24 protein-coding genes and 1 tRNA gene are annotated in these 26,832 nt (G+C 28.1%); 22 read left to right on the top strand and 3 right to left on the bottom strand.

The window, feature by feature from the left end:
* Nucleotides 1-126: 126 nt before the first annotated feature.
* On the bottom strand, nucleotides 127-1,182 hold the full coding sequence (locus tag IC218_RS08005; RefSeq protein ID WP_227432552.1) for an FAD:protein FMN transferase: 1,056 nt from the start codon (nucleotides 1,180-1,182) through the stop codon (nucleotides 127-129).
* 66 nt (nucleotides 1,183-1,248) lie between these two features.
* Between IC218_RS08005 and IC218_RS08000 the strand changes: the two genes are divergently transcribed.
* From IC218_RS08000 to IC218_RS07980, 5 genes are all read left to right on the top strand, one after another.
* Nucleotides 1,249-1,620 (top strand): NusG domain II-containing protein, encoded by a 372-nt coding sequence (locus tag IC218_RS08000; RefSeq protein WP_227432553.1) that lies wholly within the window; start codon nucleotides 1,249-1,251, stop codon nucleotides 1,618-1,620.
* A gap of 40 nt (nucleotides 1,621-1,660) precedes the next feature.
* The gene (locus IC218_RS07995; RefSeq protein WP_227432554.1) at nucleotides 1,661-2,335 is read left to right on the top strand and encodes a uracil-DNA glycosylase; all 675 of its coding nucleotides are present in this window, start codon (nucleotides 1,661-1,663) and stop codon (nucleotides 2,333-2,335) included.
* Nucleotides 2,336-2,576: 241 nt separating this feature from the next.
* Nucleotides 2,577-3,416 (top strand): G5 domain-containing protein, encoded by an 840-nt coding sequence (locus IC218_RS07990; protein ID WP_227432555.1) that lies wholly within the window; start codon nucleotides 2,577-2,579, stop codon nucleotides 3,414-3,416.
* A 257-nt stretch (nucleotides 3,417-3,673) separates the two neighbouring features.
* Nucleotides 3,674-3,770: transfer RNA gene (locus tag IC218_RS07985), tRNA-Sec, on the top strand.
* A gap of 156 nt (nucleotides 3,771-3,926) precedes the next feature.
* Nucleotides 3,927-4,631, top strand: a complete 705-nt coding sequence (locus IC218_RS07980; RefSeq protein ID WP_227432556.1) for a ThiF family adenylyltransferase — start codon at nucleotides 3,927-3,929, stop codon at nucleotides 4,629-4,631.
* A gap of 128 nt (nucleotides 4,632-4,759) precedes the next feature.
* Here the strand turns inward: IC218_RS07980 and IC218_RS07975 are convergent, their stop codons facing one another.
* Entirely contained in the window at nucleotides 4,760-5,596 is an 837-nt protein-coding gene (locus IC218_RS07975; protein WP_227432557.1) for a ComEC/Rec2 family competence protein, read from the bottom strand.
* Between the two features lie 186 nt (nucleotides 5,597-5,782).
* Here IC218_RS07975 and IC218_RS07970 point away from each other — a divergent pair, with 186 nt between their 5' ends.
* The 4 genes from IC218_RS07970 to holA all read left to right on the top strand — a co-directional run bounded on the left by IC218_RS07970 (nucleotide 5,783) and on the right by holA (nucleotide 10,297).
* On the top strand, nucleotides 5,783-6,688 hold the full coding sequence (locus IC218_RS07970) for a DUF2156 domain-containing protein (protein WP_227432558.1): 906 nt from the start codon (nucleotides 5,783-5,785) through the stop codon (nucleotides 6,686-6,688).
* An 8-nt stretch (nucleotides 6,689-6,696) separates the two neighbouring features.
* Nucleotides 6,697-7,881 carry an enhanced intracellular survival protein Eis gene (eis, locus tag IC218_RS07965; protein WP_227482854.1) on the top strand — a complete coding sequence of 395 codons (1,185 nt, stop codon included), beginning with the start codon at nucleotides 6,697-6,699 and terminating at the stop codon, nucleotides 7,879-7,881.
* Nucleotides 7,882-8,010: 129 nt separating this feature from the next.
* The gene (locus IC218_RS07960; protein ID WP_227432560.1) at nucleotides 8,011-9,291 is read left to right on the top strand and encodes a ComEC/Rec2 family competence protein; all 1,281 of its coding nucleotides are present in this window, start codon (nucleotides 8,011-8,013) and stop codon (nucleotides 9,289-9,291) included.
* Nucleotides 9,254-10,297, top strand: a complete 1,044-nt coding sequence (holA, locus tag IC218_RS07955) for a DNA polymerase III subunit delta (RefSeq protein ID WP_227432561.1) — start codon at nucleotides 9,254-9,256, stop codon at nucleotides 10,295-10,297. The genes IC218_RS07960 and holA overlap by 38 nt, the downstream gene beginning before the upstream one ends.
* A gap of 189 nt (nucleotides 10,298-10,486) precedes the next feature.
* Here holA and rpsT read toward each other — a convergent pair whose 3' ends face one another.
* Complete coding sequence (rpsT, locus tag IC218_RS07950) at nucleotides 10,487-10,753, bottom strand: 30S ribosomal protein S20 (protein WP_227432754.1); 267 nt, start codon at nucleotides 10,751-10,753, stop codon at nucleotides 10,487-10,489.
* A gap of 540 nt (nucleotides 10,754-11,293) precedes the next feature.
* Between rpsT and IC218_RS07945 the strand changes: the two genes are divergently transcribed.
* From IC218_RS07945 to dnaJ, 13 genes are all read left to right on the top strand, one after another.
* Nucleotides 11,294-11,815 carry a helix-turn-helix domain-containing protein gene (locus IC218_RS07945; protein WP_227432562.1) on the top strand — a complete coding sequence of 174 codons (522 nt, stop codon included), beginning with the start codon at nucleotides 11,294-11,296 and terminating at the stop codon, nucleotides 11,813-11,815.
* A gap of 33 nt (nucleotides 11,816-11,848) precedes the next feature.
* A complete protein-coding gene (locus IC218_RS07940) occupies nucleotides 11,849-12,634 on the top strand; it encodes an alpha/beta fold hydrolase (protein ID WP_227432563.1) in 786 nt (261 codons plus the stop codon).
* Nucleotides 12,635-12,936: 302 nt separating this feature from the next.
* Complete coding sequence (gene gpr / locus IC218_RS07935; RefSeq protein ID WP_227432564.1) at nucleotides 12,937-13,887, top strand: GPR endopeptidase; 951 nt, start codon at nucleotides 12,937-12,939, stop codon at nucleotides 13,885-13,887.
* A gap of 17 nt (nucleotides 13,888-13,904) precedes the next feature.
* Complete coding sequence (gene spoIIP, locus IC218_RS07930; protein WP_227432565.1) at nucleotides 13,905-14,912, top strand: stage II sporulation protein P; 1,008 nt, start codon at nucleotides 13,905-13,907, stop codon at nucleotides 14,910-14,912.
* A gap of 29 nt (nucleotides 14,913-14,941) precedes the next feature.
* Nucleotides 14,942-15,190: a hypothetical protein gene (locus tag IC218_RS07925; protein WP_227432566.1), complete on the top strand. Its 249-nt coding sequence runs from the start codon at nucleotides 14,942-14,944 to the stop codon at nucleotides 15,188-15,190.
* 282 nt (nucleotides 15,191-15,472) lie between these two features.
* Nucleotides 15,473-17,278: a translation elongation factor 4 gene (gene lepA / locus IC218_RS07920; protein WP_227482848.1), complete on the top strand. Its 1,806-nt coding sequence runs from the start codon at nucleotides 15,473-15,475 to the stop codon at nucleotides 17,276-17,278.
* 160 nt (nucleotides 17,279-17,438) lie between these two features.
* Nucleotides 17,439-18,776, top strand: a complete 1,338-nt coding sequence (locus IC218_RS07915) for a CCA tRNA nucleotidyltransferase (protein ID WP_227824184.1) — start codon at nucleotides 17,439-17,441, stop codon at nucleotides 18,774-18,776.
* Nucleotides 18,777-19,013: 237 nt separating this feature from the next.
* Nucleotides 19,014-20,327 carry an APC family permease gene (locus IC218_RS07910; RefSeq protein WP_227482847.1) on the top strand — a complete coding sequence of 438 codons (1,314 nt, stop codon included), beginning with the start codon at nucleotides 19,014-19,016 and terminating at the stop codon, nucleotides 20,325-20,327.
* Nucleotides 20,328-20,500: 173 nt separating this feature from the next.
* Nucleotides 20,501-21,676, top strand: coding sequence for a radical SAM family heme chaperone HemW (gene hemW / locus IC218_RS07905; protein WP_227482846.1), 1,176 nt, complete (start codon nucleotides 20,501-20,503; stop codon nucleotides 21,674-21,676).
* 102 nt (nucleotides 21,677-21,778) lie between these two features.
* A complete protein-coding gene (gene hrcA, locus IC218_RS07900) occupies nucleotides 21,779-22,798 on the top strand; it encodes a heat-inducible transcriptional repressor HrcA (protein WP_227432571.1) in 1,020 nt (339 codons plus the stop codon).
* A gap of 29 nt (nucleotides 22,799-22,827) precedes the next feature.
* Nucleotides 22,828-23,448: a nucleotide exchange factor GrpE gene (grpE, locus tag IC218_RS07895; RefSeq protein ID WP_227432572.1), complete on the top strand. Its 621-nt coding sequence runs from the start codon at nucleotides 22,828-22,830 to the stop codon at nucleotides 23,446-23,448.
* Nucleotides 23,449-23,541: 93 nt separating this feature from the next.
* Nucleotides 23,542-25,389, top strand: a complete 1,848-nt coding sequence (gene dnaK / locus IC218_RS07890; protein WP_227432573.1) for a molecular chaperone DnaK — start codon at nucleotides 23,542-23,544, stop codon at nucleotides 25,387-25,389.
* Between the two features lie 208 nt (nucleotides 25,390-25,597).
* Nucleotides 25,598-26,752: a molecular chaperone DnaJ gene (gene dnaJ, locus IC218_RS07885; protein WP_227824183.1), complete on the top strand. Its 1,155-nt coding sequence runs from the start codon at nucleotides 25,598-25,600 to the stop codon at nucleotides 26,750-26,752.
* Nucleotides 26,753-26,832: the final 80 nt, after the last annotated feature.

Below are 26,832 nucleotides of genomic sequence, written 5' to 3'. Positions count from 1 at the left end.
TTTTAGACTACTTAGTATATACCATATTTTATATAAAACTTAAATTTACATTAGTTATATTAGAGTTATTTAAATTTGTATGTATAAATTTGTATGCATAATAGATATAGTTATTATTTAAACTCATTATTTATTGAACTTTTTAATAGAAAAAGCTTTGTCTGTAAGTTTAAAATTATTTTGTATGCCATTAGTTAAATATACTTTTTTATCTTTGGTTATAAATATAGCATCTACATTATCAATACTATTAATCAAATCCATACCTTTTTCAAGTCCAAGTCCAAATGTAGAAGTGGATAAAGCATCACAATTAATAGATTTATCAGAGATTATTGTAACACTGCTTAAGTTGTTTTCAAAAGGGTATCCTGTAAATGGATTTAACATATGGTGATATATTTTACCATCTTTTTCTATAAATCTCTCATAAATTCCAGATGTAACAACAGATTTATTTGTAGTTTCTATATTCCCTATAGATTCTCCATTTTTGCTAGTTGGGTCTTGAATACCAATTTTAAAAGGTTTGTTATTTTTGCTATCTTCTAGAGTAAATATATTACCTCCCAAGTTTACTAAAGCTTTTTTTATACCTTCTGATTTCAAATAGCCTACGATTTTATCAGCAGCATATCCTTTAGCTATTGCCCCTAAATCAATTTTCATATCTTCTTTAGCTAACTTTATAGATTTATTTTTTTCATCTAATATAATATTTTTGTAATCAATGAGTGGCAGAAGTTCGTTTATCTCAGAGTCATTTGGGACTTTAGCCTTGTCTGTTCCAATTGCCCATAGATTGGATAGTGGACCAACTGTTATATCAAAGTATCCATTTGACAACTTAGAGTATTCTATAGCCTCTTGTACAACAAAAAATGTATCATCAGAAACTTTGACAAAATCTTTACCAGCATTATCATTTATTTTAGAAACATCGCTTCCTGGTATATGGGTACTCATCTTGTTATCAATATATCTTAAAATTGAATCACATTCATTTAAAATTTTATCACTTTTTGATTCTTTTATATTAAATATAGTAACTTCATTTACTGTACCAAGGTAATAGCTTGTCTTACTATATTTAGTATTTTGACTTGAACTCCTAAAAAATGAAAATAAAATTAATGCTAAAATCAATATCACAAAAATAAATGTGATTTTTTTCTTATTCATGGTATATTCCTCCTATGAAATTGTGTTATTATCTTATTATAGCATAATTTCATAGGAGGACAAAAAATGAAGAAAAAAGACATTCTTCTTATTTTAGGTGTTTTGATTGTTATCACAGCATGTTATGGAATAATAAATGTTATAAATTCTAAAAATGCTGGAAGTATTGAAATTTATGTAGATAATAAATTGTATAAGACTGTTTCAATAAATGCCAAAGAAGAATTTAAAATAGAAAATAGAGGAGGGTACAATATAGTTAAAATTCATGACAAAGGTGTGGAGATAATAGATGCTTCATGTCCTGATAAGGTGTGTGTACATACAGGTTTTATAAACAAACCAAGTCAAAGTATAGTTTGTATACCTAACAGAGTGAGCATAAAAATAAATACTAATGAAAAAAATGACAATCAAGAGGACATAATTTCTAAATAAAACAATAAATAAAAATAGCTGAAAGGAATTGGTGATAACTATGGTTAATTTAGGAAACGATTGGAATGAATTATTAAAGGAAGAATTTGAAAAAGAATATTATTTAAATTTAAGAAAATTCCTTATAGATGAATATAAGACACGTCAAATTTTTCCTAATATGCATAACATATATGAAGCTTTAAAACACACTTCATATAAAGATACAAAAGTTTTAATACTAGGACAAGACCCCTATCATGGAGATAATCAAGCTCATGGTTTAGCTTTTTCAGTTCAACCACAAGTAAAAACTCCACCATCTCTATTAAATATGTACAAAGAGTTGAAAGAAGATTTAGGATGCTTTATACCTAATAATGGATACTTAATGCCTTGGGCAGACCAAGGTGTGTTACTTTTAAATACAGCACTTACTGTTAGAGCACATGAAGCCAATTCTCATAAAAATAAAGGGTGGGAAATTTTCACAGATAGAGTGATTTCTATTTTAAGTGATCGTGAAGACCCAGTAATTTTTGTACTGTGGGGAAGTAATGCGCGTAAAAAAGTAGAATTGATTGATACAAGTAAGCATTATATTTTGGAAGCACCTCATCCAAGTCCATTATCAGCAAGTAAAGGTTTTTTTGGATGTAAGCACTTCTCTAAGATAAATGAAATTCTCGAAAAGCTAGGAAAAGAACCTATCAATTGGCAGATAGAAAATATATAAAGATAAAAGGTAACAAAATGATAACAAAACAACAATAAACAATGACATTGTTGTAACTAATAGAAATATGCTTCAATAGTTGAAAATACTATGTATGCATATTTCTATTTTTTTGTCAAGTTGACAACTCTTGAAAAAATAGTTACAATTTAGTTACACAAAAAACAAAAAAGAAATTTACGAAGCAGAATATTACGAAGCAAAATATATAGTGTAAAAAATTTGAGGGAGGAAATTTTATATGAATTTAAAGAAATTGAGTAATGTTAAAGTCTCGGCAATGGCGGTTGTTTTATCAGTTGGAATTTTATCTGGATACTCTGCACTTAATAAACAAGTAACATTAGTAGTAAAAGGAGAAGAAAGAACTGTATCTACATTTAGTTCTAATGTAGGAGACCTTTTGGAAGCCCAAAACATTAGCTATGATGGAAATGATATAGTTAGTTTGGATGTAAATTCAAAGTTATCTAATGGAGATAAAATAGAAGTAATTGATGTTAAGGAAAAAACAGTTGTAGAGACTAAAGACATTCCGTTTGAAGTTACAGTTGTTGAAGATAACTCTTTATCAAAAGGAGATTCTAAAGTTAAAGAAGAAGGAAAATCTGGTAAAAGTGAATTAGTATATAAAGAAACTTATCACAATGGTAAGAAAGTAGAAAAGGAATTTGTGAAAAAAGTTGTTACATCTGAGCCAGTTAATAAAGTTGTAAATAAAGGAACAAAAGTAGAAATGCAAGTAGCTTCATCAAGGGGAGAAAGTTCAAGAAGGATGGCTTCATCTTCTTCAAGTAGTAGCAGTAGTAACAATGGTAGAAGTATGAGAGTTGTGGCAACTGCATATTCTGGTCATAGTATAACTGCAACAGGAACAAAGCCTAAGTGGGGAACAATAGCTGTAGACCCTAAGGTTATACCATATGGAACGAAAGTATATATACCTCAGTTTGATATGGTATTTACTGCTGAAGACTGTGGTGGTGCGATAAAAGGAAATAAAATTGATATATTTATGAATGATTCAAAGACAGTTTATAACTGGGGAAGAAAAACTATAGATATACGTATATTAAAATAATTAAATAATTTATATTTATACTGGAAATTGTATTTTGATTAAATAGAGGAAAAATTCTTTATAGATAATTAAAATATGGTTTCCAGTTTTTAAGTTTATAAATATAGTTACAAATATAATAAGAAGATATATAAATATTAATTGCTATAGATAAAAACTATTTAAAATATGATTTGCTATCAAATTAATCTATAAAAATTGTTGCAAAGAGTCAAAATATATGATATTATAGATTTCGTTGAGAAACGTTTCGTTATGGGAGTGGATGGGTGCCGGTGTGCCCTCTAGTCTTCAAAACTAGTATGAGGGGTTAAGAGCCTCTTAGGTGGGTTCGATTCCCACGCATTCCCGCCAGTATAAAAGGTATCTTTTAATATTAAAAGATACCTTTTTAAATTTAAAAATTATTTTGAGATAATTTAGTTTTAGTAATATATAATATCTAGTATTATATAATGTAAATTTTCTAATACTAATATTAGGTATATAAAAGTCTAGGAGAGTGGAAAAATGGAAAATAACTTTACAACGAGAACTAGTTTTCTAGTTGGAGATGATGGTATAGAAAAACTTAAAAATTCAAATGTAATAGTATTTGGAGTTGGAGGAGTAGGTAGTTTTACTGTTGAAGCTTTAGCAAGAGCTGGAGTGGGTAATCTCACTATTGTTGATTTTGATGATGTAGATATAACAAATATAAATAGACAAATACCAGCATTACATTCAACTGTGGGAAAATATAAAGTCGATGTTATGGAAGAAAGAATTTTAGATATAAATCCTAATATTAATATAAAAAAAATAAGAAATCTTTATAATAAAGATACTAGTAGTGAAATACTAACAGAAAGATATGATTATGTTGTGGATGCAATAGATATGGTAAGCTCGAAGATACATTTAATTGAAACATGTGAAAAAAGAGGTTTAAAAATAATAAGTTCTATGGGTATGGGAAATAAATTGGACCCAACTAAAATAGTTGTTACTGATATACACAAAACAAGTACTTGTCCTTTAGCTAAAGTCATGAGAAAAGAGCTTAGAGATAGAGGAATTAAAAAATTAAAGGTGGTATATTCAACTGAACAACCAATAGAACTTAAAAAGAAAGTCATGAATGGTAAAAAGGTAACACCAGGTAGTGTATCATTTGTGCCATCTGTTGGAGGTCTAGTAATTGCATCTGTAATAGTTAATGAATTATTAGGGTAATAATACTAAATATTTTATCTATAAATTTTATGGACATATTTTAAAGGCTAAAAGCATCAATATAAAACCATTTTATGTTGATACTTTTAGCCTAGTTCTGTTATGTAGTTACAGTTTTATTTCTTATGTTAAGTGTCTATTTTATATTTGTGTTTTGTAAATATCATTTTACCATCACTATAAAAAACAATATCACCTATTTTATCTGTCCTATAAATTGATATATTGTTTTGTTTTAAATTATTGATAACTTCCTTATGAGGATGTCCATATTGATTTTTATATCCACACGATATTGCGGCTATATCTGGATGAATTTTTTCAATAAATTCTAAAGTAGTTGATGAATTGCTTCCATGATGACCGATTTTTATAAAATTGATGTTATCTAATTTAAAATAATGTAAAATTTCTTTTTCAATTGCTTCTTCAGCATCGCCCATAAATAAAAATGAGGTGTCATTAAAATTTAATTTAAAAACTATTGAGTTTAAATTAGGTTCTTCCTGTATATATGAAGGACTTAATACATATATATTTATATTGTTATCGATATTTAAAACATCATCTCTGTATAGATACTGTATAGATAGGTTTTTATCATTACAAGAACTTATTAGATTTTGATAAGCTTCACTTTCTGTTGATTGTTCAGGCATATAGATGGAGTTTACATTAAATTTTTTTATGACATTATCAAGACTTCCTATATGGTCTGAATCTGGATGCGTAGCTATTATTATATCAATGGTTTTTATTCTTTTTTGTTTCAAGTAACTAGTAACTATATTTCCACTATCTTCATCACCTCCATCAATTAATATATTTTTCTTTGTAGGTGTTTGAACTAAAAGACTATCACCTTGTCCAACATCTATCATATGTATAGATAGTAGAGATTTTTTGTCACAAGCACTTAAAAGTGATATTATAATAAGTATTAATAAAAAAATTTTATTTCTCAATAAAAAATCACTCCAGTCATTACATGTTTATATAATTTTATGATGGGTAATATAAGATATATGGGAACTATCCTATTTTATATTTTAGACAATATAAGTGAAATTAATACCATAACTAAATTGGAGTTTTTATAGATACAAAATAAAATTTTAAAAAATTAAGCAATAAAAAGGTAGGAGGATTTTATGTTTTTCAAAGATATTGAACTAAATTCAAAAAAGGAGCTAGACCCTTATTTTGATTTAGTAGATTATGAAGCTTGTGAGTACTGTTTTAGTACTTTATATATGTGGCAACATGTTTATAAGACAGGATACTATATAGGTGAAGATTTTGCTGTTTTAGTTGGTGAATATGAAGGAGATAGTTTCTCAATATTACCACTTGCTAAAAAAGACAAACTTCCAGAAGTTGTAGATTTTGTACTTGAGTATTTTTCACATAACAACAAAAAAATATACTTAAGAGGTATTACTACTGAAGTGGTAGAATTTTTAAAAGAAAAATACCCAAATAGATTTGAGTATATAGAAGAAAGAGATTTATTTGATTATATCTATGATGCAGAAAGTTTAAGAACGCTAGCAGGTAAAAAGAATCAAAAGAAGAGAAATCATATAAATTATTTCTTAAAAGAATATGCAGGTAGATATGAAGCAAGATTATTAGATAAAGAAAACTTCAATGAATGTTTAGTATTAATGAAAGAATGGGAAAGTAACAAAGAAGAAAATAACGAATTTGATGAAAGTATGGATGATGAATTAGTTGGTATCAAAAAGATATTTAACAATTATGATATTTTAAAAGATAAAGTAAAAGTATTTGGTGTATATGTGGATGGAAAATTAGAAGCATTTAGTATCGGAGAGCTTTTAAATAAAAACATGGCATTAATTCATATAGAAAAAGCCAATCCAGATATAAGAGGTTTATATCCATTTATAAACCAACAATTTTTAGTAAGTGAATTTAAAGATGTTGAGTTTGTAAATAGAGAAGAAGACTTAGGTATTGAAGGTCTGAGAAAAGCTAAACTTTCTTACCACCCTTGTAGATTTGTTGAAAAGTACAGTGTTAGGGAGGCTTAATAAACTATATGGAGATTAGGTATGCTAAAGAAGAAGAAATAGAAAGTATAAAAGAAATATGGAGTTATTGCTTTAATGATAGTGAAAGTTTTATGAAATACTATTTTAATGATAAATATAAATATGAAAATACTGTAATAGCTTTAGATGAAGGAAAAATTGTTTCCTCTCTTCAGCTAAACCAGTATAAATTAAGTTTAAATAGTAAGGTATACAATACATCGTATGTAGTAGGGGTTTCCACACTTCCTGAGGGGAGAGGAACTGGCTATATGAGTAAAGTTATTAAATTTACTTTAAATGAGTTGTATAAGAAAGGACAACTAGTATCTATATTAATGCCAATTGATTATAGACTTTATAGAAGGTTTGGATATGAGCATTGTTATGACCAAATTGAATATACTATCAAAACAGATGATTTAAAAACTTTCAAGGCAAATGGAAAAATGATAAAAGCTAATTTATCACAAATTGATGATTTAATTAAAATAGATAAAGTATTTTTAAATGAGGTTAATGGTAATGTGTTAAAAGATGAACATTATTATGAAAACTTATTTAAAGAAATCCAAAGTGAAGATGGACATTTATATATCCATGAAGATAGTGAAAAAGATGGATATGTAATTTATTTTCTTCAAGGAGATAAAATGTTTGTCAGAGAGCTATTTTATAAAAACATAGATGCCCTTAAATCAATGCTTAAATTTATATATAATCACAATACTCAATGTAAGATAGTTACTATAGCTACTCCTATGATAGATAAGATAAGGTTTATATTAGACAATCCTAAAGACTGTGAGATAAAAATAAAACCTTTTATGATGGGAAGAGTTATAAATGTAAAGCAATTTATTGAAGATATAGATATTGATAAGGATATTAATGGCTCTATAAAATTATATATAGAAGATAAATATATAGAAGAGAATAATGGACTATTCAAAATATCTATACAAAATAAAAAAGTAATGTTAGAAAAATTAAATAAAGAATGTACAGATGAGCTTCAAGAGTGTTTTGATATTAAATTAGATATAAATGCTTTAACACAATTGGCATTTTCTTATATAGACATTGAAGAAGCACTTTTATTAAATAATATAAAGGGTATTTCAAAAAAAACAATAGAAATACTTAATTGCATTTTTTCTAAAAAAGATAATTATATAAATGAATATATATAGAAATGAAAATACGTCAAAAGATTTTAATAAATCTTTTGACGTATTCTTTTGTTTATAGAATAATTTCTTTTGTTTAAAAAATATTTATTTGAAAATAATCTAAATAATATGTTTTATAGAGGAGTGATTATGATTCAAATAAGAAGACCTTTACTAATTATATTAATATTTGTGATAGCTGTATCTTTTATTATCACAAATAAGAAGAAAGAGGATGAAAAATTTAATGATAAGATAATAACTATACAAGGAACAGTTAAAGGAAGACTTGAAAAGCCTAGATATAATCAGTATAAAGTAGGAGCTTTCTTAATAAATGATTACACAAGAACTAAAAATTTGAAAATTGGTCAGAAAGTTAATATTACAGGCAAATTTAAAAGTTTAGCTAAAATGAAATATGAAGATTTTGATTATGGAAGGTATATAAAAAGCACTGGATATAAAGGTATAATATATATAAATAGCTATAAAATTATTGGTAAGAATAAAATATATGACTTAATAGGTAAAGTAAAGTTTTACATAAATAAAACGTATAGATATTTATATAAGAAAAATTCGGATTTTATAAATTCTATATTGTTAGCAGAAGTTGAAAATCTGACAGATGAGCAAAAAGAAATGTTCACCAGAACAGGAACTAGCCATGTAATATCTATATCTGGTCTTCATACAGGCATACTATGTGTTGTAATTGCTTTTTTATTAAGAGGTATAAATAAATTGTATAAATTATTAATATTGTCGATTTTTATATCTTTATATTGTATAATGGTAGGTGCGTCTCCATCTATAATTAGGTCTATAACATTTGTTATGGTTTTCTATTTATCAGTCTTTATTAATAGAAAAAAGGATGGAATATCAACACTGTCTCTAATAGGGATAGTTTTAATTATAAATAACCCCTATGTTATATATAATGTAAGTTTTCAATTATCTTTTTTAGCTACATTCTCTATACTAATATTTTACAATAAAATAAATAGTATTATAAAATTAAGTATGGTATCATTGACAATATCGTCAAATATATTAACCTTGCCTATAATATATTATACATTTAAAGGTATACCATTGGTTTCAATCATAGGAAATTTAATCATAGTACCATTTATAGGTATAATAATGTATTTGAGTATTGCAAGTTTAATAATATTTAAAATAAGTGTAGTAATAGCTAAAATAATAGCTTTATTTAACAGTACATTGATAGAAATCATATTTTTTTTACTAGAGAAACTCAGCAATTTAAATTTTACATATATTGATATAGATAACCCTAAACTTTATATTGTAGTGATTTATTACATAGGAGTATTTTTTTACATATTTTACATAGAAGGAAAAGAGATAAAGGAGCAAGAAAATGGATTACAAGGATATTATAAGGAATATAAAAGATAAAAAACTTGAGAAAATGTATCTTTTTTATGGCAGAGAGTATTATTTAATAGAAAATGCAATAAAAGTCTTTAAAGAGAATTTAAACGAAGGAATGCTCGATTTTAACTTAGATATAATAGATGGAAAGGAAATAGTCTTAAATCAGCTTATAAGCTCTATAGAGACACTTCCTTTTATGGATGATAGAAAAATAGTAATAGTAAAAGACTTTGAGTTACTAAAAGGAAAGAAAAAGAATTTTACAGATAGTGACGAAAAATACTTGATAGAGCATTTAGATAATACTCCAGACACTACTACCATAGTTTTTGTTGTATACGGAGATATTGACAAAAGAAAATCTTTAGTTAAAAAGATAAGTAATAATGGAATTGTTTTTAACTGTGACAAGCTTTCTGATATGGACTTATTTAAGTGGATAAAAAAATCTTTTGCTCTAAATGAAGTTATAATAGAAAACTCTCAGATAATGTATTTTATTGAACAAGAAGGATATAGAGATAAAAGTAGTGAAAAGACTTTATCAGACTTAGAAAACGAGATAAATAAAATTAGCTCATTTGTTGGAAAGGGAAATAGTGTAACTAATGATATAATAGATAAATTATCTCCTAAAAAGGTTGAAAATGATATATTTAAGTTAATTGATTATATTGGAGAGCAAAGTGCTTCTAATGCAATGAAAATATTGAATGATATGATACAGGAGGGCGAATCTGTTTTAGGTATATTTTCTATGATAGCTAGACAGTTTAAAATAGTTATGCAAGTAAGACAATTACAATTAGAGGGATACTCAGCAAAACTTATAGCAGATAAATTAAAAATTCATCAATTTGTAATAGGAAAAGCATTAAAGCAGGCTAAGAACTTTTCTGATGATATAATCATAGAAATTTTAAACTATATATTAGAAAGTGATTATAAAATAAAAACAGGTCTTATAAGGGATACCTTAGCAGTAGAAATGTTGGTTAGTAGATACTGTAAAAGACAAGCAGTGTAAAAAAATTATACATTAATAAAAAATAAATAGCAAGATATGTTATAGTTCAAAGTACAAGTAGGCTAGATTGAGTCTAAGAGTATATAATCTACTATAATATGTCTAACTATTTATTTTTTATTGTATAAATTTCCAAAATAAAAAACCCCTACATAGGGGTTATTATATATAAGAAATATAAACTGGTAATTAAGCGTTCATACCGTTTAACTTTTGAGCTAATTTAGCTACTTTTCTAGCTGCAGCATTCTTATGTATAGTTCCTTTAGAAGCTACTTGGTATATTCTTTTTTGAGCGTATTGGAACTTAACAACAGCATCCTCTCTGTTTCCAGCTGCAACAGCATCTTCGAATCTTCTTATTGCAGTTTTTATTTGAGATTTTCTAACTCTATTTAAAGCAGTTTTCTTTTCGATAACACTTATTCTTTTCTTAGCTGATTTTATATTTGCCACCGTGTTCACCTCCCTGTATTTTTTTCTCATATTCATCGTCAACATATTAGATTTTAACAGAAATAAATCTAAAAATCAAGGATTATTATTTATATATTTTAATAATGTTTTTTGTTTTGATTTTTTAGACTATAAATTATGTATAAATAATTTGAAATATTTTGTTTTTATGTTGATATATTTTGTTCTTTAAATATTTTAATAGATACAATTTAATATTTTATTTTTGTAACATATATCTTGAAATAATACAAATTATTAACATACATTTTGATAGTATTTCCAATAATTATAAGATAATACAAGAAATTACTCATTTTTATGGACTTAGTAATAAATTTTATAAAAATATGAATTTATATGGTTAATATGAAAGTTTTCTATTAATTAAAGGTAATTTTTTTATTGTCGCAGATAAGCAGAACTATACTATCGCTATTTTTATTACTGTTGACTGTTTAATAGTTTTATATCATACTCTTGTATAGTCTAAAAAATTAGACTATAATAATTTTATGGATTAAAGAAAGGATTGATAAAGTGGATACAACAAAACTAATTTTAAATCCAGCTAGACTCCGAATTTTACAGTATATCAGAATTCATGGTAGTGTTCGTACATCTGATATTGTGAAGTATCTAAGTGATATTCCTCGTGCAACAGTTTACCACCATGTTAAAATTTTGGAAGATAACAATATGATTGAAGTAGTTAAAGAAAATCGTGTACGTGGTACAATTGAAAAAATTTATTCATTAAAGGAATATGCTTTGGATATGGAAGTAGATGCATCTGTTTCACTCTCTACAGCATTTCATATGGGTTTGATGCAAGAAATGAATGAATATTTTAGTTTGAAAAATCAAGACAATAAGAAAGACAATGTATTTTTCACTTCAGCATTGTTATATATAACTGATAGAGAATATGAAAATCTTCTTCAAAGTATAGTTGATTTATTGAAGCCATACATAGACCAAGAACCCAAATCAGATTTAAAACTCCGAAAACTCTCAATTATATCTTCTCCACCTGCAAAAAATGATGAGAAGAAGAAATAACAAACATTTTGTTTTTATAAGGAGGTATTATATATGAACTTTCATGAATTTGGGAATAAAAACAATCCACATATCATGCTGATTCATGGAGGTGGGAATGCATGGTGGAATTATTTACGACAAGCACGAGTATTGTCTGAATACTATCATGTAATACTTCCTACACTGGATGGTCATGGAGAAGAATACAAGACTGCATATATTTCTACAGAGGATACAGCAGATAAATTGATGAAATATATAGATGAAGAGTGTGGTGGTCATCTTTTTTCTCTGTGTGGAGTATCTCTTGGTGGACAGATTGTTATAGAGATTTTATCTCGAAAACCCGATATTACTGAAAAGGCAATTATTGATGGCAGTATTTGCTATCCTAGACCCAATATGGCACGAGCTTGTATGATGTCGATTCGATTTTTTAGAGGGCTTTTATTTAGTGAAAAAGCTTGTAGATTTCAAATTGCTATGATGTCAAAATTATTTCCAAAAAACATGCAATATCCAGATGAAATTAAGAACTATTATATGAAAGATATGCCACATGTCAGAAAAGAAACACTCTATGCTATGTATCGTACTTATATGATGAAGTACACACTTAAGGAGAGTTTAAGAGAAACTACAGCACAAGTGATGTATTGGTATGGTGAAAAGGAAATGAAATGTGTAAAAAACTCTGCAAAGATGTTTCAGTCTTATGTACCTTCTTGTAAAATTTATGAAGCTAAGGGATATAATCATGGTTATCTAGCTATTTATTTGCCAAATGAGTGGTTGGAGATTACTGAACCATTTTTTCAACAGAATGAAATGATATAGAAATTATAAAGTTATTTTGATAAAAAGAAATGTATAATGAATGAAAATTTGACAGGAATTTGATAATATGAAATTGATAAATAGATTAAAAGGTAGCGCCTATATAAATAGTTGCTACCTTTTTATATTTGTAAATAGATGATAGTTAAGGAAGTTTACTGACTATTTACTGACCAAACTCAATTTTCTTACATTGAAAGCCTTAATTTTACTTGTTTTAAATAAATTTATAGTTTTTTGTTATAAAATACTAAATTTTGTTAACAATTATAATTAGCATTTAATTTATACTGGAGGTTTATATGATTAATGTAAGAACAGATTTGGCTTTAGAAGCTAGTGAAATGTGTGAAAAATCTCAAGAAGGAAGTAGTATTCCTGGGGTGGAAATAGAAACTAAAGAATTAGAAAATTGTGTTGTAACAAAAGTTGAAGTAATAGATGAACAAGGTTCAGAGATAATGAACAAAGATATAGGAAAGTATATAACCCTAGAAAGTAATCTTATGAAGTTTGATGATGATGAGTCAAGAGAAGAGATGATAAATTATCTAAAAGATGAATTAGTAGATGTATTTGGACAAGACAAAAATAAAAAGACACTAGTAATTGGTCTTGGAAATAGAAATATTACTTCTGATGCATTGGGTCCCAAAAGTGTATCTAAAACACTAGTAACTAGACATCTCTTTAAAAATTACAACAAGGATTATGATGATGATTTTACTGAGGTATCAGCTCTAAGTCCAGGGGTTATGGGTGTTACTGGGATAGAAACTAGTGAAGTAGTGAAGTCACTAGTTGAGAAAGTTAAGCCAGATAGAGTAGTAGCAATAGATGCACTAGCATCAAGAAAAATGGAAAGAGTAAACTCTACTATACAAATATCAACAGCAGGAATATCACCTGGTGGAGGTGTTGGTAATACAAGAAAATCTCTCACTAAAGAAACCTTAGGAGTGGATGTTATTGCAATAGGAGTTCCAACTGTGGTTGACGCAGCAACTCTTACTATAGATGTTTTGGATATGGCAATAGATAATTTAATATCTCAATCAGAAGAAACAGAAAGTTTTTATAATATGTTGAAAAAACTTAAAGAGGAAGAAAAATATCATCTAATAAAAGATTCGTTAGATCCATATGATAAGAACTTAATCGTAACACCAAAAGATATAGATGATACAATTGAAAATCTATCTATAATAATAAGTGAAGGTCTGAATAGGTCTTTACATCCAGGTAGATTGTAAAATAAGGAGGAGCAAATATGTTTAAAAAATGCATTAAAGTAGTAACCTTGACTTTTATATTAGCATGCATTTTACCAGGAAAATCATTGGCTTTAAATCAAGATGACTTTTTAAAGTTTTTAGTAAATTCATCTTATCCAGAAGCTAAAGTCGAAGGAAATAATACAGAAAATAAAAAGAGTGATAAAAATAAAGAAGCAAGTAAAGAAAGTAAAGATGAAAATAAAAAATCTGAGGATGTAAGTAAATCCGACAATAAGAAAGAAAGCGAAAAAGAATATATAAAACTTTATGTTGGTAAAGAAAATGTTCCAGATATTGAGTCAAAAAACTCAGATACAACTGAAACTAGTACTGCATCTAGTGCAGAGTATAAAGATGACTTAAGAGTGACTAAAGAAAATCCAAGAATTTTGATATATCATACTCATGGGTGTGAAACTTATTCAAACTCACCTGATGGAAATTATCATTCAAGAGATAAGAAAAATTCAGTAATGGAAGTAGGAAATGCATTAACTAGTGCTTTAGACAGTAAGGGATGGGGTGTAGTCCATACTACTAAATACCATGACTATCCATCTTATAATAACTCTTATGCAAGTAGTTTAAAAACAATAAAAAGTATACTCCCTAAATATAATACAGTGGACATAGCAATAGATTTACATAGGGATGCTAGGGATTTAACTAATCCAGCCACTAAAGAAAAAGACCATTTGAAATATACAACTATGATAAATGGAGAGAGAGTATCTAAATTCTTCTTTGTTGTAGGAGGAAAAAATGAAAATAAAGCACAACTTAGAGCTTTAGCAGATGATATAACTGCTTTTGCTGAAAAGAAATATCCAGGCTTGGTGTCTCCAATAGTAGAAAAAGACTATGCTAGATTTAATCAATTTGCAGTTAAAAATCACATGTTAATAGAAATTGGAAATAATGCAACGAGTATAGAAGAATCTAAGGCTACTACAAAGTATCTTGCTGAAATTTTAGATGAATATTTTAAACAAAAAAATTAGATTGTTTAGTGTAATTAGGAGCATGTTGAATGAGCCGATTAGAAAGAAATATAGAAGGTAAAAGTAAACAAAGAAAATATAAGTATATTATGAGAATTATATTTTTAGTTATTATGATTATAGGTACATCCATTTGTGTATTTATAGTTGATAGTAATGCTAAAAGTATGTTGGGAATAAAACAACATAATTATTTCTCAAGTATTAAATTTGATATTACAAAGTTTGATATACCAGATTTTGATATACACAAAATCGTTGAAAAATTTAATAAGTAGGAAATAAGTGAATAAGGTTTATTGATTAAAATAAGCCTTATTTTAGTTATGTATTTTTAATTGTATAAAATAAAAACACATTAACTATATTTTATAGGATTTACTTTAAGTTTATGATATTATATAATATTTAGTGTTAGACTTGATAATCCACATATAATGTGGATAATTTTGTTTAATGCCAATTAGTTTATATTCAAAAATTTAAAATTTGATATATAAAAAGTTTTTATATAATATAAAATGATAACTATAAGAATAATCAAGAGGAGGGAATTTAAGGTGGACAATAAACAAAGTAGAACTAGAAATTTTAGTATAATTGCACATATAGACCATGGAAAGTCTACCTTAGCTGATAGATTAATACAACAAACGGGGCTTGTCAGTGAAAGAGACATGAAGAGTCAATTACTTGATAACATGGATCTTGAAAGAGAAAGAGGAATCACTATAAAGCTTCAAAATATAAGATTAATGTATAAGGCGAAGGATGGAAATGAATATTATTTAAATCTTATAGATACACCAGGACATGTAGACTTCAATTACGAGGTATCAAGAAGTTTAGTAGCATGTGAGGGAGCATTATTGGTAGTCGATGCAGCACAAGGTGTTGAGGCACAGACTTTAGCTAATGTGTATCTTGCAATAGACCAAGATTTAGAAATATTACCAATAATAAATAAAATAGATTTACCAAGTGCAAGACCAGATGAAGTAAAACATGAAATTGAAGATATAATAGGGCTTGATGCAAGTGAAGCACCTCTTATTTCAGCTAAAACAGGTTTAAATATAGAAGATGTTTTAGAAGATATTGTAAAAAATGTCCCTGCACCTAAAGGAGATAATGAAGCACCATTAAAGGCGTTAATATTTGACTCTTATTACGATGCTTATAAAGGTGTTGTAGCCTATGTTAGAGTGTTTGAAGGAACTGTTAAAAAAGGTATGACAATAAAAATGATGAATACTAAGAAAAAGTTTGAAGTAACTGAAGTTGGTGTTATGGCTCCAGGGCAAACTGAACTTAGTGAATTATCAGCAGGTGATGTTGGTTATATTGCTGCTAGTATAAAAGACATAAGAAGCTGTCGTGTAGGGGATACAATAACAGATTCAAATAATCCTACAGAAGAACCTTTACCAGGATATAAAAAAGCTACTCCAATGGTATATTGTGGTATATATCCAGGAGAAGGTGAAAAATATGAAAATGTAAGAGATGCTCTTGAAAAATTACAAGTAAATGATGCTGCCCTTGAATATGAGGCTGAAACTTCAGCAGCACTAGGGTTTGGGTTTAGATGTGGATTTTTAGGTCTTTTACATATGGAAATAATGCAAGAAAGACTTGAGAGAGAATTTAATCTTGATATAATAACTACAGCACCATCTGTTATATACAGAGTTACAAAAACTGACGGAGAAGTTGTAATGATACAAAATCCTGCAAATTTGCCAGAAGTAGCTGAGATAAGAATGATAGAAGAACCTATAGTAAAAGGAGATATAATAGTTCCTAAAGATTATGTAGGTGTTGTTATGGAACTTTGCCAGGAAAGACGTGGAAATATGTTAAACATGGAATATATAGATGAGAGAAGAGTAATGCTTCATTACGACCTTCCTCTTAATGAAGTTGTTTATGATTTCTTTGATGCCTTAAAATCAAGAACTAGAGGATATGGTTCTCTTGATTATGAGATTAAGGGATATGTTGCATCTACTCTTGTAAAACTTGATGTTTTAATTAATAAAGAGCAAGTTGATGCACTTAGTTTTATTGTACATGAAACTCGTGCTTTCCCTAGAGGAAAGGCAATGTGTGAGAAATTAAAAGGAGAAATTCCAAGACATCAATTTGCTATACCTATACAAGCTGCTGTTGGTAATAAGGTTATTGCAAGAGAGACAATAAGTGCTTTAAGAAAAGATGTACTTGCTAAATGTTATGGTGGAGATATATCTCGTAAGAAGAAACTTCTTGAAAAACAAAAAGAAGGTAAGAAGCGTATGAGACAAATTGGCTCTGTTGAAGTTCCTCAAAAAGCATTTATGTCTGTACTTAAGTTGGATGAATAATTTATTAAATTTTTATAAATTTAGATAAATATACTTAAAAGCTAGAGTGATTTTAGAATTATTTCTAAATTAATCTAGTTTTTTTGTGGTATATTTTAATTAAACACATAGAGAATATAAGTAAGAGTATATTAAAGAAAAAATAAAAAAGGTGATATTTATGACTAATATAGAAATTCCTAAAAAAGTGGATTATATAATTAAAGAATTAGAAAAGAATGGTTATGAGGCATATGTAGTTGGAGGATGTGTGAGGGATTGTTTATTAGAAAAAATTCCAAATGACTGGGATATAACAACTAGTGCAAGACCTGAAAAAGTGGTAGAGATATTTGAAAGGACTATTCCAACTGGTATACAACATGGTACTGTAACAGTCATGATTGAACATGAGCCATTTGAAGTGACAACATATAGAATAGATGGAAGTTATAGTGATGGTAGACATCCAGATTCAATAGAATTTACAAATGATATAGTTAAGGATTTGTCAAGAAGAGATTTTACTGTTAATGCAATTGCATACAATTCAAAGACTGGATTAGTTGACCCATTTAATGGTTGTGAGGATATACAAAATAAGTGTATTCGTTGCGTTGGAAATCCAGTAGATAGATTTGAAGAAGATGCACTTAGAATGCTTAGAGCGATTAGATTTTCTGCACAGCTTAATTTTAAAATAGCTGAAGATACTAAACAAAGTATCTACAGAAACGCAGATTTAATAAAATGTGTGTCTATGGAAAGAATTCAAGTAGAATTCAATAAAATGCTAATATCTGATTCATCTAAGTTAAATTTATTAATTTCAACAGGATTATTAAAATTTATAATTCCTGAAGTATGTGACTTAGAAGATGTTATTCAAAATAATCCATATCATATTTATAATGTTGGAAAACATACATTGATAGCTACTGAAGTAATTGAAGATGAATTATATCTAAAGCTTACAATGTTATTTCATGATTTGGGTAAAAAAATTACTAAAACGACAGATAAAAATGGAATTGACCATTTTTATAGTCACAGTAGGGAGTCTGTCAAAATAGCAAAGCAAATTTTGAAGAGACTTAAGTATGATAATTATACTATTAATAAAGTTTTAATATTAATACAATATCATGATTATAGAATAGAACCAAAAAGAAAAATTATTAAAAAGTTATTAAATAAACTTGGAGACGTTGAACTATTTGAAGATTTAATAAAGGTTAATTGGGCTGACACACTTGCTAAAAACCCAAAACATGCAAAACAGAAAATATTAAACCTTATTGAGAGTGAAAAGGAATTTAAACATATAATAAGTCAAAATGAATGCTTTCATATTAAAGACTTAGCTATTAATGGAAACGATTTAATGTCTATAGGTGTTAAACCAGGTAAAGATATAGGGTATCTATTAAATAAGATGCTTGAAATTGTTATTAATAATCCAGAACTAAATGAAAAAGAAATTTTAAAAGGAAAAGTATTAGATATATATACATTTTAAGTTAAAAGATTAAACTTTAATTTAATTAATTTAAGATAGTAAATATAATTTACATTAAAAAAATAGACAGTCTTTATAAGGTTGAAATTATGAAGGTTGGTATTCTATAATTTTAAATGTATAGCAAATTAATATAAAGTTAGTAAGTTAATATAAAAAAAAACTTTGGGAATACTAAAACCATAAATTTATAAAATTAATATTTTATGCACTTATAAAACAGTAAGGAGGGACATCATGCGTACTCAACTACAAAAGACTATTGGTCTTTCAGCAGCTCTTTCTACTGTTGTAGGTATGGTTATAGGTTCAGGAGTTTTTTTTAAGCCACAGGCAATATATACCACAACTAATGGAGCTCCAGGACTAGGTATTATAGCATGGCTTTTAGGTGGATTTATAACAATAACAGCTGGACTTACAGCTACAGAAATATCAGCTGCTATCCCAAAAACTGGTGGTATGATGATTTATATTGAAGAAATATATGGAGAAAAATTAGGATTTTTAACTGGATGGATGCAAACTGTATTATTTTTTCCAGGTACGTCAGCAGCATTAGGGGTAATATTTGCTCAACAAGCATCTGAACTTTTAAATATGAGTCCAAACAATATGTCAGTTGTGCTTCCAATAGCAATTGGAGTAATACTGTTTTTATCATTACTTAATATAATAGGTTCATCATTGGGAGGAAAAGTTCAGACAGTAGCTACTATTGGAAAAATGATACCATTAGCTCTAATAATAATATTTGGATTTATTAAAGGCCAAAGTAGTGAGATATTAAATCCATTTGTAGGTGATGGAGTTAATGTATCAAGCGCACTTGGACAAGTATTAATAGCAACGTTGTTTGCATATGATGGATGGATAAATGTCGGTGCTATCTCAGGAGAGATGAAATCTCCAGAAAAAGATTTACCAAGAGCCATAGTTGGTGGGCTATCATTAGTTATGGCAATATATATTATAATAAATGTAGCATATCTTTGGGTTGTGCCAGCAAGTGAATTAGCAACTGTTACTTCACCAGCAACATTAGTTGCAAAAAAATTATTTGGAAATTTAGGTGGAAAAGTAATAACTGTGGGTATATTAATATCAGTGTTTGGTACATTAAATGGATATTTATTAACAGGGTCAAGAATACCATATACATTAGCTGAAAAAGGAACTTTGCCTGCTTCTAAGGTTTTATTAAAAGTAAATTCTGGTGGGTCTCCTGTAAATTCAATACTGCTCATAACTGTATTAGCATGTATATATGCTTTATCTGGTCAATTTAATCTTTTGACAGATTTAACTATATTTTCAATATGGGTATTTTACGTATTGACTTTTGTTGGAGTTATAAGGCTTAGAAGAGAACAACCAAATTTACACAGACCGTATAAAGTTCCTTTATATCCAATAATACCAATTATAGCTATATTAGGTGGATTATTTGTAATAATAAATCAAATACTGACTTCAACAGCAGTATCTTTAGGTGGTATATTTATAACCCTACTTGGATTACCAGTTTATTATTATATGAAGAAAAAATAGTCATTTATTTTAAGTTGAAAAATTTGGATAAAAGTAAAAATCTACTTTTATCCAAATTTTTTATGATATTACATAGTGAAGATGCTTTATATGTTATTTGATGAGTTATTTTGTTTGATTTATAATTTAATAACTGATGCTTTAAGATAATTTTAAGAAATGAGGAATATAAAATGTTAGGACTTTATATACATATCCCATTTTGTGTGAAAAAATGTAAGTATTGTGATTTTAATTCTTATAAAATGGACCTAGATTCAAAAAAAAGATATATAGAAGATTTGAAAATAGAAATGGAGTTATACAGTAATAAATTAAATAGAGATGATAAATACAAAAATAAAGAAGATTTCAATTTAGACAAAAACGATATAATAACAAGTATATTTATAGGTGGAGGAACACCTAGTATTTTAACATCTGAAGAAATAAGAGAAGTAGTTGTAAGTGTAAAAGAAAAATTCAATATAGACAAAAACGCAGAAATAACCATAGAATGCAATCCTGGCACACTGACACTAGAAAAATTAGAAACTATGAAAGAAGTTGGTATCAATAGACTTAGCATAGGGTTACAAGCTGTCCAAGAAAAGCATTTGAACTTTATAGGAAGAATACATAGTTATAAAGAATTTGAGAAAAACTATATGGACGCACTGAGTGTAGGATTTAAAAATATTAATATAGACTTAATGTATAGTCTTCCCAATCAAACACTATGTGATTGGAAGGAAACTCTTGAAAAAGTTACAGATTTAAATCCAACACATATATCAGCATATTCTCTTATATTAGAAGAAGGTACTGAACTGTATAATATGTATGAAAATAATCAATTTGACCTTATAGATGAAAATATAGATATAGAAATGTATGAGTATACAATAAACTATTTAAAATCAAAAGGATACAATCAATATGAAATATCAAATTACTCACAAGAAGGCTATAATTGTAAACATAATATTTTATATTGGGAATGTGAACACTATATAGGTCTTGGAGCAGGAGCTTCTGGTTATATTGATAATAATAGATATAATAATTTAGAATCTTTAGAGGATTATCATTTAAGTCTGATTAAAGGAGAGAAGCCAATACAAGATAGTGAAAATCTTTCTATAAAAGATATGATAGAAGAAAAGATATTTATGGGTCTTAGAATGAATAAGGGAATAAAATTTAAAGATTTTGAAAAAAATTTTGGAATAGATTTTAGAAAAAAATACAGTAAGCAGATAGAAATGTTACTAGCTAGAGACCTTATAAACCAAAGCTTTGAGGGAATACAATTAACTCAAAAGGGAAGAGAAATATCTAATAGTATATTTATAGAATTTATGGAATGATTTTTAGGGTATTGACAAAATAAATTTATAATGGTATATAATATATATAATCTTTTTAGCACTCGAACTTAGTGAGTGCTAACAGCTAGGAGGTATAATAATATGGAATTAAATGAAAGAAAATTAAATATCCTCAAAGCTATAGTTAAAGATTATATAGAAACAGCTGAAGCTATAGGTTCTAGAACAATATCTAAAAGGCATGATTTAGGTGTTAGTGCTGCCACCATAAGAAATGAAATGGCTGACCTTGAAGAATTAGGATATTTAATTCAGCCACATACTTCTGCGGGTAGAGTTCCATCTGAAAAAGGCTATAAGTTATATGTAAACTCTCTTATGAGTAAAAGTGAATTAGATGATAATGATAAGATTCTTATTGAACAATGTATGAATCATAACATAAATCATATAAAAGAATTAATTCATGAAACGTCTAAGCTATTATCTCAATTAACTAACTACACAACTGTAGCAGTTACTAAGAGTTTAATAAATCAAAGCGTCATAAAGCATATACAGTTAGTTGCTATGCATGACAATAATATTTTACTTATAGTTGTAACAGATAAAGGGGACTTAAAAAAAGCTAACCTTACAACTAATGTATATTTAGATCAATCTAAGTTAAATTTGATTTCTGATAATCTTACAAAGAAGCTCTTAGGAAAAAGTATAACAGATTTAGATGATAATCTGATTGCTTTTATTAAATATGAAATAAGTGAGTACTCAGGGTTTATAGATGAACTTTTAAATGCCCTAAACTCAAATATGGAAGAAGAAGATTTTTCTCTATCATTAAATGGAGCCACTAATATATTTAGTTATCCAGAATTCAATGATGTGTTAAAAGCAAAGTCATTTTTAAATATGTTAGAAAGAAAGGAAACAATAGCTGACATAATTAAATCAAAGGGAATACAAAAAGAAAATCTAAATATAATAATTGGTAGTGATAATGATTGTAAATTGGCACAGGATTGTAGTATAGTTACAGCAACTTATAATGTAGACAGAGACTTAGTTGGGCGAATAAGCTTCATAGGACCTACAAGAATGGATTACGCTAGAATTTACTCTATAATAAATTATATGAGTTTATTAATTAATAGAAAGTAAAGAAATTTTAAATTGAGGGGTGTAAAGTCTTGGATAAAAAAAATGAGCAACAAGAAGTAAAAGAAGAAAATGATACTTCTATTAACCAAGAATCTGAAACTCAAGTAGAGTTAGAAGATGAAGTTGTTAATGAAGAATGTGAAGAGTCAAGCGAAAAAACTGATGAAGAAAAAGCTGATGATGAAAATGTAACAGATATAAATTCTAAATTAGCAGAAAAAAAATTAAAAGATGAAGTAGATGAATTAAATGACAAATATCAAAGACTTCAAGCCGAATATGCAAACTATAGAAGAAGAACTCAACAAGAAAAAGAAACAATTGGTGTGTTTGCAAATGAGAAAATAATAACTGAGTTAATACCAGTTATAGATAGTATGGAAAGAGCCTTAGATGCATGTGAAGATAAGGAAGATACTATGTATAAGGGTATAAGCCTTGTACATAAACAATTAATAGATACTCTAGTAAAATTTGGAGTAGAAGAAATAGAAGCAGAATCTAAGGAATTTGACCCAAACTTACATCTAGCAGTTATGCAAGAGAGTGTAGATGGAGTAGAAGCAAATCAAATAGTGATGGTACTTCAAAAAGGATATAAGCTAGGAACTAAAGTTATAAGACCTTCAATGGTTAAAGTTTCTTGCTAAGTATATAAATTAAGGTTAAAATATTTAGCCTAATATAAAATACACAAATAAGTAAAATTTAATTATACAATTACTCAAGGAGGATTTTTAGTCATGGGAAAAATAATAGGAATAGATTTAGGAACAACAAATTCATGTGTTGCAGTATTAGAAGGTGGAGAAGCACAAATAATAGCAAATAATGAAGGTATGAGAACTACTCCATCAGTAGTGGCATTTACAAAAGATGGTGAAAGAATAGTTGGAGAACCTGCAAAAAGACAAGCAGTTACAAATGCAGATAAAACAATAACTTCAATAAAAACTCACATGGGAACTGATTACAAAGTGAATATAGATGGAAAATCATATACTCCACAAGAAATATCAGCAATAATATTACAAAAATTAAAATCAGATGCAGAAAGTTACTTAGGACAAACAGTAACAGAAGCAGTTATAACTGTTCCAGCGTACTTTACAGATGCTCAAAGACAAGCTACTAAAGATGCTGGTAGAATAGCAGGGCTAGATGTTAAGAGAATAATAAACGAGCCAACAGCAGCAGCTCTTGCTTATGGTATGGATAAATTAGACCAAGAAAAGAAAATATTAGTATTTGACTTAGGTGGAGGAACTTTTGACGTATCTATACTTGAAATAGGTGATGGTACTTTTGAAGTTTTAGCTACAGCTGGTAACAATAGATTAGGTGGAGATGACTTCGACCAAATAGTAATAGACTATTTAGCAGATGAATTCAAAAAAGCTGAAGGTGTAGATTTAAGAAATGATAAAATGGCTCTTCAAAGATTGAAAGAAGCAGCAGAAAAGGCTAAGAAAGAATTATCATCAACAATGAATTCAAACATAAACTTACCTTTCATAACTGCTACAGCAGAAGGTCCAAAGCATTTAAATATAGATTTATCAAGAGCTAAATTTGAAGAATTAACTAGAGGTTTAGTTGAAAAAACTATGGAACCAACTAAGAGAGCTTTACAAGATGCAGGACTTTCTACAAGTGAAATAGATGATGTATTACTAGTTGGTGGTTCTACAAGAATACCAGCAGTTCAAGATGCTGTTAAGAAATTTATAGGAAAAGATCCTCATAAAGGTATAAACCCAGATGAATGTGTTGCAGCAGGAGCTTCTATACAAGCAGGAGTTTTAGCAGGAGATGTTAAAGACTTATTATTACTAGACGTTACTCCATTATCTCTTGGTATAGAAACTATGGGTAATGTAATGACTAAGATAATAGAAAGAAACACTACAATACCAACTAAGAAATCTCAAGTATTCTCAACTGCTGCTGATAACCAAACAGCTGTTGATATACATGTACTTCAAGGTGAAAGAAGTATGGCTTATGACAATACAACTTTAGGAAGATTCCAATTAACTGATATACCACCAGCACAAAGGGGAATACCTCAAATAGAAGTTACATTTGATATAGATGCAAATGGTATAGTTAATGTTTCAGCTAAAGATTTAGGTACAGGAAAAGAACAAAAAATAACTATAACATCAAATACTAATTTATCAGAAGCAGATATAGAACAAAAAATAAAAGAAGCTGAGATGAATGCTGAAGCTGACAAACAGAAAAAAGAGAAAATAGAAGCATTTAACCAAGCTGAATCTACTATATATCAAACTGAAAAAACTTTAAATGAACTTGGAGATAAAATAAGTGCAAGTGATAAAGAAGATATAGAAAAAGCAATAGCAGACTTAAAAGTTGTAAAAGATAATCAAGATGCTACAGCAGAAGAACTTAAGAAAGCTACAGAAGAAGTAATGACTAAGTTCCAAAAAGTATCTCAAGAAATGTACCAAAAGGCAGCTCAAGAACAACAAGCAGCACAAGGTGCAGAGCAAGCTCAAGATAATGGACCTAAAGATGACAATGTAGTAGATGCTGACTTTAAAGAAGTAGATGAAGATAAATAAGCTATATAATATAACATCAAATGATAATTGAAGAATAGATTATTTATGAAAATCATATAGATATTAAAGATATATGGACAATATACATCATAAAGAATATAATATATCATAGATTATATAACTTAAAGTAGAATATAAGAATTAATGATAGCTTGTAGTTTATTATTCTACAAGCTATCGTTTTGTAAAATGAAGGTGGTGTCAATTTTTGAGTACAAAAAGGGATTATTATGAAGTCTTAGGTATCAGTAAAGGTGCAGAAGCTCAAGAGATAAAAAAAGCTTACAGAAAGTTAGCAATGAAGTACCATCCAGATAGAAACCCTGGTGATGAAGAGGCTGAAGAAAAGTTTAAAGAAATAAATGAAGCTTATGAAGTACTTTCAGATGATACAAAGAGAAAGACTTATGACCAATTTGGACATGATGGGCTAAATGGTCAAGGAGGCTTTGGAGGCCAAGGTGGATTTAATGGCCAAGGCTTTGGTGGATTTGAAGATATGTTTGGAGATATATTTGGTGACATGTTTGGAGGGGGCTTCGGAGGTGGAAGACAAAGAAGAAGAGGTCCACAACGTGGTGCAGATATAAGACAAAATGTTACTATATCTTTTGAAGAAGCTGCATTTGGTAAAAAAATGTCTATAAAGCTAAATAGAAGTGAAGAATGTGATGAGTGTGATGGAACTGGAGCAAAACCAGGAACATCAAAGAAAACTTGTTCAACTTGTAATGGAACTGGTCAAGTTAGAACTGTTCAAAGAACTCCATTTGGAAATATAGCAAGCTCAAGACCTTGTAGTACTTGTAATGGAACTGGAGAAGTAATTGAATCTCCTTGTAGCAAATGTAATGGAACTGGAAACACAAGAAAAGTTAAGACTATAGAAGTAGATATACCTGCAGGTATAGATGATGGTCAAATGATAAAACTTGCTGGTCAAGGTGAAGTGGGAGAAAAAGGTGCTCCAAGAGGAGACTTATACATTGTAGTTAATGTAAAATCTCATCCATTGTTTACTAGAGATGGAAATGATATTTACTTTGAGATGCCAATTACATTTGTTCAAGCAACTTTAGGTGATGAAATAGAAGTACCTACTTTGGATGGAAAAGTTAAGTATAGTGTGCCAGAAGGAACACAAACTGGAACTGTATTTAGACTTAAAGAAAAAGGAATTCCTAGAATTAGAGGTAATTCAAGAGGAGACCAATATGTCAAAGTTGTAGTCGAGATTCCTAAAAAATTAAATGATAAGCAAAAAGATCTGTTAAGAGAATTTGCGAAGGAGTGCGGGTCGAACGTCCACGAAAAGAAAAAAACATTCGGACAGAAAATAGAAGATATGTTTAAGAAAAAGTAGTTAAAATAGCCAATATAATGTAATCATATTCTTTAGAATCTAAATTATTTAGTTATAAGATTTTGAATTAATATAATATG

The organism is Clostridioides sp. ES-S-0005-03, assembly GCF_020658455.1.
Classification (GTDB): domain Bacteria; phylum Bacillota; class Clostridia; order Peptostreptococcales; family Peptostreptococcaceae; genus Clostridioides.
Note: the sequence above shows the minus strand (reverse complement) of the source record. Positions and strands in the feature narration are given on the sequence as shown.